General features: G+C 64.3%; 10 protein-coding genes. 6 read left to right on the top strand and 4 right to left on the bottom strand.

Annotation, left to right across the window (positions count from 1 at the left end):
- From ACLP25_RS00300 to ACLP25_RS00315, 4 genes are all read right to left on the bottom strand, one after another.
- Positions 1-247 (bottom strand): Rieske (2Fe-2S) protein (locus ACLP25_RS00300; RefSeq protein WP_442467255.1); only part of this gene is annotated, 247 nt, incomplete at its 3' end.
- A 1,357-nt stretch (positions 248-1,604) separates the two neighbouring features.
- Complete coding sequence (locus ACLP25_RS00305) at positions 1,605-1,808, bottom strand: YqaE/Pmp3 family membrane protein (protein WP_442467256.1); 204 nt, start codon at positions 1,806-1,808, stop codon at positions 1,605-1,607.
- 136 nt (positions 1,809-1,944) lie between these two features.
- A complete protein-coding gene (locus ACLP25_RS00310) occupies positions 1,945-2,637 on the bottom strand; it encodes a hypothetical protein (protein ID WP_442467257.1) in 693 nt (230 codons plus the stop codon).
- A complete protein-coding gene (locus ACLP25_RS00315; RefSeq protein WP_442467258.1) occupies positions 2,585-4,963 on the bottom strand; it encodes a 2OG-Fe(II) oxygenase in 2,379 nt (792 codons plus the stop codon). The genes ACLP25_RS00310 and ACLP25_RS00315 overlap by 53 nt, the downstream gene beginning before the upstream one ends.
- Before the next feature lie 122 nt (positions 4,964-5,085).
- Between ACLP25_RS00315 and ACLP25_RS00320 the strand changes: the two genes are divergently transcribed.
- The 6 genes from ACLP25_RS00320 to ACLP25_RS00345 all read left to right on the top strand — a co-directional run.
- Entirely contained in the window at positions 5,086-5,214 is a 129-nt protein-coding gene (locus tag ACLP25_RS00320) for a hypothetical protein (protein ID WP_442467264.1), read from the top strand.
- A gap of 459 nt (positions 5,215-5,673) precedes the next feature.
- On the top strand, positions 5,674-7,098 hold the full coding sequence (gene hydG, locus ACLP25_RS00325) for a [FeFe] hydrogenase H-cluster radical SAM maturase HydG (protein WP_442467259.1): 1,425 nt from the start codon (positions 5,674-5,676) through the stop codon (positions 7,096-7,098).
- Between the two features lie 122 nt (positions 7,099-7,220).
- The gene (locus tag ACLP25_RS00330) at positions 7,221-8,651 is read left to right on the top strand and encodes an aspartate ammonia-lyase (protein WP_442467260.1); all 1,431 of its coding nucleotides are present in this window, start codon (positions 7,221-7,223) and stop codon (positions 8,649-8,651) included.
- A gap of 2 nt (positions 8,652-8,653) precedes the next feature.
- On the top strand, positions 8,654-9,901 hold the full coding sequence (gene hydF, locus ACLP25_RS00335; RefSeq protein ID WP_442467261.1) for a [FeFe] hydrogenase H-cluster maturation GTPase HydF: 1,248 nt from the start codon (positions 8,654-8,656) through the stop codon (positions 9,899-9,901).
- 45 nt (positions 9,902-9,946) lie between these two features.
- Positions 9,947-11,221, top strand: a complete 1,275-nt coding sequence (gene hydE, locus ACLP25_RS00340) for a [FeFe] hydrogenase H-cluster radical SAM maturase HydE (protein WP_442467262.1) — start codon at positions 9,947-9,949, stop codon at positions 11,219-11,221.
- 300 nt (positions 11,222-11,521) lie between these two features.
- Positions 11,522-12,694 (top strand): FAD-dependent oxidoreductase (locus ACLP25_RS00345; protein ID WP_442467263.1); only part of this gene is annotated, 1,173 nt, incomplete at its 3' end.

Below are 12,694 nucleotides of genomic sequence, written 5' to 3' on the forward strand. Positions count from 1 at the left end.
CGAAGGTGCAGCCGCTTCCGAGGTCGAAGCGGGCGTGGTGCCAATGACAGGTCAGGATCCCGTCCTCGACGCTGCCCCGGTCGAGCGGGAAGCCCATGTGCGGGCAACGGTTGTCGACGGCGAAGACGCGCACGCGGTCATAGACGACCAGGATCGGGCGATGGGCGCCATGGACCACGATCCTGCCCTTCGTCTTCACTTCTTCGAGGGTCCCTGCAAGTGTGAAGTCCGTGTTCGGCACGTCCATGTGCGTACCTCCCGCAGTAGACTCTTTTCAGGCCGCTGCCCGTAAGCGCCGCGCCCCTTCCGGACCGCGATAGGAAGGATGCGCCAAACTTGTACCGCATGCAGCACTGTCCATTGGGACAAATATGGGCACGTCCGTGCCAGCCGCCAGCGGCGTCGCCAAGCGGCCGGTGCGTAAAGCAACGTGCCGGGGTCAGGAAGATCAATCGTCAAGCGGTTCTAGTCTCCCGGCCGACCAGCATTGCGCACCGAGAATTTCGCAATTTGCGACGACCGGTTATCCTCCGGCGGAAAGGCGAATCCTGGTGCGCAAAGAATTCCTCTCGGTCGAACCCGCGATCCACGGCGGGATCGCCGATCACTGAAGCCATTCGGCGTCGGTAGTGATCGGCACGGTCATGCTCGCGGTCGGCGAGGTCGGCGAGCAATTGGCTTGCGGCGCGGCCGGCCTTGTGCACTTCTGGGCAGGATGCCAGGACGGGACGAGAAGAATGGCCGCCAGCCAAAGAGGTCGGTGGTGACTTGGCCCTCCTTGGCTGTCAATCAGCACGCAAGAGGGACTCCGGATGCGCCGGCGCCGATCGGCCAGCGCCTGCGGGTGATCAAGGGCGGGAAGGCGTAGGCACAAGTCCCAGCCGCGCGTCGCGCCGCCGTGGAGCGGCTGTCCAGCCGGCGCGGCGACTTGGCGCGCGGCGAGTTGGCGCATTCCTTCAGCAGGTTCAAGGCTGTACCCATTCATGGACGGGGTTGCGAATCCCCTTCAGGTGCCACCGATTTCCTTTCTCTCGACGAGGCGACCGATGCAGTACCGGGTGCAATTTCTCGACCGTTCAGACAACGTCATTCGTGAAGTGCGGGCCGACGCCAGAAGCGCCAGAACCGTGTTGTTCCACCGCAGCATAAACAGGGCATGCCCGCCCCACGGCGTCCGGATGCGCGTGCTCGACCGGCATGGGAGCGCTCCCGTGGAGCGACATCTCGGGCGCGAGCTTCTCGCCTAAGTCGACCGAGATCGCCTAACAGCGTGGAAGCCAAACTCGCGCGCCGCATTCGTCGGTCGCCGTCGAACATCCTCCGCCTGGCCGCGTCCAGTCCAACCCGACGTCCAGTCTGACGCGCGATCGCGACCTCCGCACGACGCCATCGCATGGACTCTTCGGCGTCTGAGGCATCTCGTTCTCGGCGTCGAGCCTCGTCGAAGGCGCCGGCGCCCTGCTCGGCGATCAGCGCGATCGCGTCCTTCTCGGCCCGCTCGGCGGCTCCCCGACGCCTGGCGATCCAAGCAAACATTCCCGAACCCTCCCAGCCAGCCGATTGAAGAGTGTGACTACGGCCCAAGTGAGCCACGCGGCCCGCGGTCAACTCCCCCTTGCCTGCTGCCGCAGGGCCCTGTCGATCTTCTGGTCGGTCTTGTATTGGCTGAGGGCGTAGACCGCCCAGATCGCCGCGGGAAGCCAGCCGATCAATGTGATCTGGAGAATCAGGCAGACGAGGCCCGAGAGAGGGCGGCCTATGGTGAAGAACGTCAGCCACGGCAAAATCAGCGCGATGATCAAACGCATACCCAAATCCTTTGGCCTCTGATGGATGGACCTCACCGCCGGGGTCGGCCTTCACCGCCGCAGGGAACAGAACGAACGCGGTTATTTCAAGGGAGCGGCCTGGTTCAGGTCGAGGCGAAGCCTAGCGGACGCGCGGTCACTGCGCATCTGCCAAGGCCCGCGGCTCGACCAGCAGGCCCTTTCGCTCGTAGCGGCCGCGGGTCCTGCTGAAGCGCACCACGACCGCATAGCGGGCGCTCTTGGCTTTCGCGCGCCGCGTGAGCAGCGCGTCGCGCGACGGCAGATACTCAAGATCATCGAGGCCGACGCAGCGCAGGCACGCCGGACCGGGATCCTCCATCATCAGGAAATCGCCGGCGTTGCCGCACCGATGGCATTGCCACTCCCTGTTCAGGGGTTGGACAACCACCAGTTCCGGGGCGGGGCTCGCCTTCTCCGCAAGGCGCTCACGCTTCTTCTCGGACAGCTCCGGCGACACCCAGTGCGTGCGATACGACGCCTCGATTGCGGCGTTTCCGCTTCGGCTGAAGCGCAGCGTCTCGCGGCGCGGCGTCCGCGCGACATACTCCGTCGGACTTGCGAACAACCCTTTCGCGGTCGCCCAGGACCGGAATAGCCGCATCGCTTCGGAGACCCGCGACAGATTGGCCTGGACGGCTCCCTCCAGGCAATCGATCTGCCCGCGCCGCCAGCGCTCCAGGGCTCCAGGATCAAGCCACCCGATCCCGACCAGGATGTCTATGGCGCTCACAAAGCTCTTGGCGGCAAGCGCCGCTTCAGCGGCCCTGGCGACACGATCGGCAAGGTGAACCTTGTTCGTCCGGCTCATGCCACGCTCGGTCTCGCTGTTCCGGTCGGCGCTGTCTCATCCGCCCAGCGCCGCTACATGCTCGAGATCCAGACGGCGCTGCTTTGCGCGCCGCTGGTAGCTGGCCTGATTCTTGATGGCGACAAGCACGTGGGGGCTGCCCCGCCTTTCGGTCGTGAGATCGAGGTCGCACGCCGCGCGCCGCACGTTTTGCTCGACATGGGTCCGTCGATCCTGGGCCGCCTTCAGCCGCCACTGCTGTTGATCCGGCTGAACCAGGAAGACGCCGAGCGCACGGCAGTCGGCGCATGGGCAATCGAGCGGGTTGTCCCTGGTCCAGTCCTCGCGGCGCCTCCAGCGGCAGGGCGATGCGCCTCTGCAAATGGTCGAGAGACGCCTGCCGCAGCCGCGCCGCCGCCGGCCAGGACTTGCTCTCCGGGAGCTTTACGAGCGCGAGAGCGGCGGGCGTCAGCACGTCGTCCGGCCCGTATGTCTTCGGCCAAGCCAACAGGCGCTCGATCGCGCGCGCCGCGAGCCCCGCATCGATCCGGCTCGTGGCCGTCAAGAGATCGACGACGAAGCCAGGCTTCACCGACGCTGGCCGCGTCCATTCGTCGACCTTCTCCCGCTTGGTCGGGTCCCCCGGCATGGCGTCTATCAAGGTGGCGCCGATCCGCGCAAGATCGCCCAAAGCGCCCGTCGGCGCCGCGACGGAGCGCAGCAGCAAATCGCCGCAGGCGCTGAGATGGGCCGGGGCGTTACGCCCGACAATCCTGACCATGAGCTCGGTTGCGCGCGCGGGCGGAAGCAGGGCGGCAGCCCGCACGATCGCTCCATTGTCGGCCGCGGCGTAACGGCCTTCGGCGGAGATTTCGGCGAGAAACTCCTCGATGCGCTTCACATTCCCCAGTCGGACCTGCAAATCGAGCATTTTGCCGGCTTCGGCATCGTCGTCCGACCGCCAGGACGAGCGCGGCCAGGACGAGCGCGGCCAGGAGCGCAGCATGCGCCCCGAAAGCTCATCGGCGTCACGCCACAACGACGATTCGATCGACGCGCCGTCCGCCTCCCAGCGCGCCGTCAGATTTTCGAGGTACGGCAGCGTCGTGCGGAGTCCGGCCTGATTGAGCACCGCGAGCCTGCGCGCGGCGGGCCACAACACGAAGCCGGCGCGACGATAGGTGCGCTCGAACGACGCGCCTTCGTTGCCCGTCGCCTCGTGAAAATGCTCCTCGTCGGGCGCCAGATCGTCGAAGGCGTCGGGCGGGCACAGTTCGTCCTCGGAAAATGGAAAATCGTCGAACCCGGCCTCGCCGCCATCTGGACGCCGCCACTCGGAGAGGATCAGCGCCCGGTCGAACACCTCGGAGACCCGGAAGTCTTCCTCCGCCTCGTCTCGACTCGAACCGCGACGACCGTAACCGTAATAGGCGGTGTGCTCGGCGCTGCCGCTTTCCTCGATCGACACCAGGGCGAGATGGAAATCGCAATCCGCCTCCGCGGCGGCATTGACCAGCACGGACGCTACGCCCGCATCGGCGCCTTTGAGCGCGCCGAACGACAGCTCCGCCGGCGTGTAGGCATGCTCCAGGGGCAGGATCAGCTTATCCGGCTCGTCCTCCGCACTCGCCCAGTTCCGCAGCGTCTCCGCCACCCGCAGCTCAACGCTGCGATAATCGGGCGCCTTCAGCGGGCTCGGCGGGCGGCTTTTGTCGACGAAGCGCAAATTATAGACGAGGGTCAGGCGAAATCCCGTCGTCACAGGCCGCACTTCGTGCACGCAGTCGGCATAGAAGCCGGCAAAGGCGATCTCCGACGGGTCCTCCGGATGCAGGTCGAGCGCCACCTCCCGGCCGGCGTGCTTTACCACCAGTTCGCCGCCCCCATGGGTCGAGGGCAGCACGAGCAGCATCGTTGCAAACATGCCGGGGACCTTCTCGGTGTCTCGGTGGTCGACAAAGAAGCTGCCGGCGTCGTAGACAAGAAGCTTGTAGAGGTCGGCTGCAATCGCTCCGCTCACGCCGAGTCCGAGGGCCACGCTGTCGACGAGTTCACCCAGGGTCTTCTCCCAGTGACGCCCTCCGATCCGGACCCTGGCGGATTCGACCTGCCAGGTTCTCCGGACTTTGCGATCGACCAAAGTCTCCTCCCCCCGGCCATACGGGGCCGCCTCGGCGATGGCCACGAGCCTCTCGGCTTGGGCGGGCAAGATCGGAAAAGCGATCCTGCCAACCCCATCGACATCGATCGCGGGCATGAAGACCTCTCGAATTCCGCCGACGCAGAAATCCCCTGGCCGCTCAACGGAACGTAGGCTCTCAACCAACTTGGCGCCGATCGACGACATGGCTACTCCCTGCTGGACGGCGGTTGACGAGCAAGCGCTCGGCCGTCAACCGAAGATAGCAAGCGAACGCCCGCGGGAGAAATCCCGGGCGTGCGGCACAAGAGCGGCCGCGCCGATCGGCAATGCGCCCCTCGGATTGGCCGACATGGGTGCGCGCGATCCTCGACGGCCGCCCCCACCGGGCAAGCGGAGACCTTGCGCTGCACGTGCTCGCGGTCATGGCCGGGATCGTGGACGGTCCGCAAGGCTAAGATCTGCATAGGTCGCGCCCCGCCATATAGCACCCTTCGCCCCCTCGGTTTCCTCCTTCGGGGCTTTCGACCCCCGGCCCCGGGCCTCGTCCCGAAGTCGCGAAGGGCCGGCGGCCGAGAGCCCTTCACCCAAGCGGAAAGCACTCGACCATTGTTTCTGGCGGGGGTCGCTCCACCTCGACGCGACGATTTGACGCTTTGGCTTTTCACTGGGACCGTGAAATCGTTCGATGATTACGCCGGACGCAGCTCGTCGGCGATTGCCGCCATCGGGATCGCGGGAAATGACGAGGTCTGTCGCGGCTCGATGCCGATCCACGTACGCCGCCCGCGCGGCAGGCTGGTTCCGCGGGTCGGCGTGAGACGCCTTGCTGATCGCGCCGGCGCCTTCGACATAATGCCCGAGGGTGACAGATGCGCGCCAATAGCGTCCATTGCGAGTGAGCCGGAGAAGCGGTTGTGAGGCCCGACAAGACAGATTTCATCGACGAACCGCTGATTCATCGATTGCTGGCCGAGACGGCCGCAACGCCGCGCGATGAGATCGAGACAATGATCGACAGGGCGGCCGCGGCCAAAGGCCTCGATCTCAGCGAAGTCGCGGCCTTGATCCAGCTTGAGGACAAGACACTGTCCCAAAAGCTCTTCGACACGGCTCTGGCGATCAAACAGAACATCTATGGCCGGCGGTTGGTTCTGTTCGCCCCGCTTTATCTGAGTAGCTATTGCATCAATGATTGCGCCTATTGCGGGTATCACAAGGGCAGCGACGCGGTGCGCAAGCGCCTGACCATGGATGAGATCCGTGAAGAGGTGAAGGCGCTCGAGAAACTGGGCCACAAGCGCCTGATGCTCGACATGGGCGAAGATCCGGTCAACACGCCGATCGAGTATGTGCTCGAGGCGATGAAGACGATCTATGAGACGCAGGACAACAAGGGCGAAATCCGCCGCATCAACGTGCAGATCGCCGCCACCACGGTGGAGGACTATCGCAAGCTGAAGGAAGCCGGAACCGGCACCTACGTGCTGTTTCAGGAGACGTTCCAGCGCGAAACCTACGCCAAGATGCATCGCAAGGGGCCCAAGCACAATTACGATTGGCACACCACGGCGCTCGATCGCGCGATGGAGGGCGGCATCGACGACGTCGGCACGGGCGTGCTCTATGGGCTCTACGACTATCGCTTCGAGGTCGTGGCGCAGATGATGCTCGTGCGGCATCTCGAGGAAAAGTTCGGCGTGGGGCCGCACACCATCTCGTTCCCTCGCTTGCGCGCCGCGACCGGCGTCGATCTGGCGACCTTCCCGCACATGGTCAACGACGAACAGTTCAAGACAATCATCGCCGTGCTGCGTCTGGCGGTGCCCTATACCGGCATGATCATCTCCACGCGAGAAGACTCGGAGTTCCGCGACGAGATCATCGATCTCGGCATTTCGCAGATGAGCGCCGGCTCCTGCGTCGGCGTCGGCGGCTACAAGGCCAAGCTTGACGCCTTCACGGAAGGCAAGCGTCCGCCGGCGCCGGACAACACGCCGCAATTCCAGGTGCATGACAACCGCACGCCGGACGAAATTCTGCGCCACATTTGCGAGGCTGGCTATATCCCGAGCTACTGCACCGCCTGCTATCGCACCGGCCGCACTGGCGACCGTTTCATGGAGCTGGCCAAGAGCGGACGGATTCAGAAGACCTGCGAGCCCAACGCCATTCTGACATTCAAGGAATATCTGATGGACTACGCCTCGCCGGAAACGAGGGCGATTGGCGAAAAGACCATCGAAAAACATGTGACGGAAATTCCCTCCGCCGCGATCCGAAGGCAGACGATCAAGGAACTGAAGAACATCCAAAACGGCAAGCGCGACATCTATTACTAGACGCCGCGGCCGGGACCTGAAAAAGGCGCGTCGTGGACAGGAGCCCGCGACGGCTCGCCCTGCGCCGTCAGGGCGCGGGACTCTTAAAGCTCCGTCCTGAAAAGCCGGGCGGCGGACATCACGTGGTTGGAGACAAAGCCTTTCGCGTCGAACATGACCTCATCGGGGAGCTGCAGGTTCCCGCCGACGCCTATTATGGAATCCATACGGCGCGGGCGCTGGAAAATTTCGCTGTTCTCGGCCGCCCCTGCCATCCCGAGCTGATCAAGGCGATGGCGGCGGTCAAAGAGGCGGCGGCCCTGACCAATCGCGGTTTGGGCGAGCTCGATGCGGAGGCGACGGGCGCCATCTGCGAAGCGGCTCAGGAAGTGTCGCGCGGTTTGCTGCACGAATGGATCTGCGTCGATGGGCTGCAGGGCGGCGCCGGCACGTCGCTCAACATGAACGTCAACGAGGTTATCGCCAACCGAGCGGCCGAGCGGCTCGGGTTTGGCAAGGGCGAATACACGCGCATTCATCCCATCGATCACGTCAATCTCAATCAATCGACCAACGATGTGTTTCCAACTGCGGTGAAGGTCGCCGCGCTGAGACTCCTCGACCGCCTCGAGGCTGAGATCGCCAGGCTTCAACTCGCGTTGCAGGCGAAGGAATCGGCGTTCGCAGGCATCCTGAAAATGGGGCGCACGCAGTTGCAGGACGCGTGCCCCACGACGTTCGGCGCCACTTTCGGCGCCTGGGCGGAGGCGATCGCGCGCGACCGCTGGCGCGTGTTCAAGTGCAAGGAGCGGCTGCGCGTCGTCAATCTCGGCGGCACGGCGATCGGCACCGGCGTCGCCGCGCCGCGCGACTATATTTTCCGGGTCGTCGGCGAGCTACGCGAAGTCACCCGGCTCAATCTGTCGCGCGCGGAAAATCTGCTCGACGCGACGCAGAACGCCGACGTGTTCGTCGAAGTGTCCGGCATTCTGAAAGCCCATGCCGTCAATCTTTACAAGATTTCTTCCGATATCCGCTTGTTGGCGTCGGGTCCGTGCGCGGGCTTGAACGAAATTGCGCTCGCGCCCGTTCAGGCGGGCTCCTCCGTGATGCCCGGCAAGATCAATCCGGTCATTTGCGAGACGGTGGGGCAGGCGGCAATGGCGATGATCGGCCATGACGCGGCCATTACGCAGGCTTGTCAGGCGGGCCAATTGGAGCTTAACGCGTTTCTGCCGCTCGTCGCCCAATCGCTGCTGGAGGGTCTGTCGTCGCTGATCGCCGCCAACGCGGCCTTCACCGACCGCTGTATCGCTGTGATTGAGATCAATGCGGCGGAAGCCGCGCGGCAGGTCGAGACGTCCTGGGCGATCGTCACGGCGTTGGTTCCCGCGCTCGGTTACGAGGAAGCGACCCGGGTCGCCGCGGCGGCGCGCAGCACGCGTCGGACGGTCAGGGAACTGGTGCGCGAGACGGGGCTGATCGACGATGTCGAACTCGATCGGCGTCTCTCGCCGGCGGCAATGACGCAATTGGGCTACGCTTCGCCGCGTCCGCGCAACGAGAGGCGTTAGACATGCTCGCTACGCCCAAGAGCCTGCGAATGCATATCGGTCTGTTCGGCCGGCGCAACGTCGGCAAGTCCAGCCTGATGAACGCGCTGCTCGGCTTCCCGTTGTCGATCGTTTCCGAGGTCGCGGGCACCACGACCGACCCAGTGGAAAAGGCCATCGAAATGCCGCCTCTTGGGCCGGTCGTGCTCGTCGACACGGCGGGCGTCGACGATGTCGGCGCCCTCGGCGTTTTGCGCTCGGCCAAGACTCAGGAGGTCCTCGAACGCGTCGACTTTGCCCTCGTGCTCTGCGACGAGACAGGCTTGGGTTCGTTCGAACGCAAATTGATCGCCAGCTTGCAGGCGCTCAAGACCCCTATCCTTTGCGTGTTCAACAAATCCGACCGCGGCGAACCTTCGTTAGACGAAGCGCGCGCGCTGCTTGGCGATGGAGGCGAGGCGGTCGGAATCTCCGTCAAGACGGGACGCAACCTCGATGCGGTGCGCGAGTCGTTGATCCGGATTGCGCCGGAGGACCGGTTCTTCGAACCGCCGCTGGTCGCCGATCTGGTTCCGGCCGGCGGTTTGGTCGTGCTGGTCGTTCCGATTGATCTCGGCGCGCCGAAGGGTCGCCTGATCCCGCCACAGGTGCAGGCGATCCGCGAAATCCTCGACGCTGACGCTGATTGCATCGTGGTGAAGGAGCGCGAGTTGATCCGCGCGTTGGAAAACAGCCGTCGGCCGCCTTCTTTGGTGATCTGCGACTCTCAAATCGTGCTGAAGGCGGCTGCCGATACGCCGCCGGAAATTCCGCTCACCACGTTCTCGATCGTGATGGCGCGGTTGAAGGCCGACCTTGTGCGCCTGGCCGAAGGCGCGGCCATGCTGCATCAGTTGCGCCCGAGGGACCATGTGCTGGTGGCGGAAGCCTGCACGCACGATCTGATCTGCGACGACATCGGGCGGGTGAAGATTCCGCGCTGGCTGCGTCAGTTCGCCGGCGGAGAGCTCAGCGTCGACTTCAGCGGCGGAAAACATTTTCCCGAGGATCTCTCCAAATACAAGCTCATCATCCAGTGCGGCGCCTGCATGGTGACGCGCAAGCATATGCTGTCATGGCTCTATCGCGCCGAGCAGCAGGGCGTTCCGATGACCAATTACGGCCTGTCGATCTCGGTCGTGCAGGGGGTTCTCGAGCGGTCTCTGGAGCCGTTCCCCGAAGCGTATCGAGCCTATGAGGCGGCCATGCGCAAGGCGCCGGCGGAAGCGTGACGTTCAGGTTTGTTTCTTCGCCAGGAACACATCGAGGTGAGGTCCTTGGACACGATTTTGATCGGCAGCCAAGCGTCATCGACGCTTTCGTCCGACGGTTGCGGCCCCGCTGGCTGCACGGCCTGCTCTGACCGCGTCGGAGTCTCGCAGGGCTGCGCAGCGATTCCGGGTTTCCTCAACGCGCCGTTGCAGGCCCCTTCGCGTCTGCAAAGCGTGCTGCGGCGGGAAGCCTTTTCGGACGCCGACATCGTCTATCTGCTCGGGCTCACTGATCCTGCGGATTGCGAGGCGCTGCGTCGCGCATCCTACGATCTGACGACCCGACTGCTCGGCGACAAGGTGCATTACCGCGGCATCATCGAGTTCTCCAACATCTGCCGGCTCAACTGGCGCTATTGCGGCATCCGCAAGTCAAACAGATCCGTGCCCCGCTATGTCCTGTCGAAGCAGCAGATCGTCGAGAGCGCGCTCTGGGCGGCCGAAAACAACTACGGCTCGATCTGTCTGCAATCGGGGGAAAGGCGCGACGAGAAATTCATTCGCTTCGTCGAGGAGTGCATTCGCGAGATCCGGAGGAAGTCGGTGTCGGAAACGCTGCCGCACGGACTGAGCATCACCCTGTCGCTGGGCGAACAGGACTTGAGCACGTACCGGCGGTGGCGCGAAGCGGCGGGAGAGCATGGCGGCGTGCGCTATCTGATGCGCATGGAGACCTCCAATCCCGACCTGTTTGCGAGACTGCATCCGGCGCGCGACCGCATGGAAAAATCTTATCAGTCCCGTTTGCGCGCTCTGGACGACATTCGCGCCGCCGGGATGCAAGTCGGCACGGGCGGCATGATCGGCCTGCCGGACCAGACGCTGGCCGACCTCTGCGCCGACATCCGTTTCTATGCCCGATATGACATCGATATGCTCGGCATGGGCCCCTATATCACCTCGCTCGGCGCCGACATGGTCGACGAAGGCATGATGGAAAGGGGGCCGTTGATGCAACTGTCGCTCAATATGCTGGCGGTCGCCCGTCTGGCGCTGCGCGACGTCAATATCGCCGCCTCCACCGCATTGCAGACCCTGTTCGAGGACGGCCGCGAACGCGGCCTTTCCTACGGTTGCAACATCATCATGCCGAATATTTCGCCGCGCGAGGTGCGCAAGAATTATCAACTCTATGACAACAAGCCGTGCATCGAAGAGGAGCGCACGGATTGCCGCGGCTGTCTGGAGGCGCGTATCGGCTCGATCGGACGGCGGGTCGGTTGGAATGAATGGGGCTGTTCGCCGCACTATCAGACGCGGACCGCGGCGACGCATAGCTGAGGCCAGGGCTGACAAAGACGGCGCCCGTGGATGTTGGAGCCACGAAAGCCCTGCGTCGCCGCCGGTCGCACAGCGCATGTGTGAGCGGGATTTGCGGTCTTTTCGTCATGCGCTTGGCGGCGAAGACATGCGCGGCAATTGGTCGCGGCGCGGAGCCATGATCTCCGGATTTCGCGAAGGCTCCGGGATTTGACGGTTTGGGGGGCTGGATGCGCTCGCTATGGCAATTGATTTGAAACAATGCGGCTCCCGTAAGGGCTTGTACCTGTCGGGCGTAGTCGTGGGAAGGCTGGGCCGTAAATGACAGAAGTTGCTTATGGATTCTGGGACGGCGACGTGCACGACAGTCGGGGCAGGGCGGCTGGAGAAGCGGCCTCGATTCCCGGTCTGCGCGGGTTCGATGAATTCAACGACGGCAACGCCATTCGCGCGTTTTTCGGCGATCGCGGATTCTTCGTTTTCGACTCGAAGGTCAATCTGATTGACGCGTTCTGGCGTTATATGCAGGAGGCGGCGAGCCAATCCTGCGGCAAATGCACTCCCTGTCGCATGTGCACGCTGCTGGTGCGCGACTCGCTCGGCGCGATGCGCGAAGGCAAGTCAGGCCCGCGTGATCTCGACGGAGTCGAACAGATGGCCCACCAGATGGCGGAGACGTCGTTGTGCGGGCTCGGCCAGAGTTGCGCGCGAGCGCTGATCGCGGCGCTGACGCATTTCCGCGACATCATCGAGGCGGAACTGGCCGCGGGACATGCGCCGAATCAGAACGGCATGACCTACATGACGGCGCCTTGCATCGAGGCCTGTCCGTCGAAGATCAATGTACCGCGATACATCGACTACATCCGCGACGGCAAGCCCGAGCATTCGCTCGGCGTGATCCTGCAGAAATATCCGATGGCGGCCACCTGCGGCCGCGTCTGCGTGCGGTTCTGCGAAATGGCGTGCCGGCGCAACCTCGTCGACAAAGCGGTCGGCATCAAGACGCTGAAACGCTATGTGTCCGAGCAGCAGGCGGGCGAGCATGCGCTGCAGTTCACGCGCGGCATGGCGGCGCAATCGCTCGGCCCCGACATGCGCGTCGCCGTGGTCGGCGCCGGCCCCGCCGGCGTGGCCTGCGCCTATCATCTGCTGCTGCGCGGCTTCCGCGTCGATGTCTTGGAGGCGATGAACGAGGCAGGCGGCATGGCGGCCATCGGCATCCCCAGCTACCGGCTACCTAAGGACGTGTTGCGCGCCGAATCCGACATCATCACCACGTTGGGCGGCCGCTTCCTCTTCAACAAGTCGCTGGGTCACGATTTCAGCATCGACGATCTGTTCGCGCGCGGCTATCGGGCGGTGTTCCTCGCGCTCGGCTGCCAGCAGGGGACGTTGCTCGGCGTGCCCGACGAAGACCCGACGATGCCGGGGTACGAGTCCGGCATCGCGTTTCTCTTGAAGGTGCACGACCACGTCGCCGGCAAGAAGGAA

This window comes from Roseiarcus sp., assembly GCF_052145395.1.
GTDB lineage: Bacteria > Pseudomonadota > Alphaproteobacteria > Rhizobiales > Beijerinckiaceae > Roseiarcus.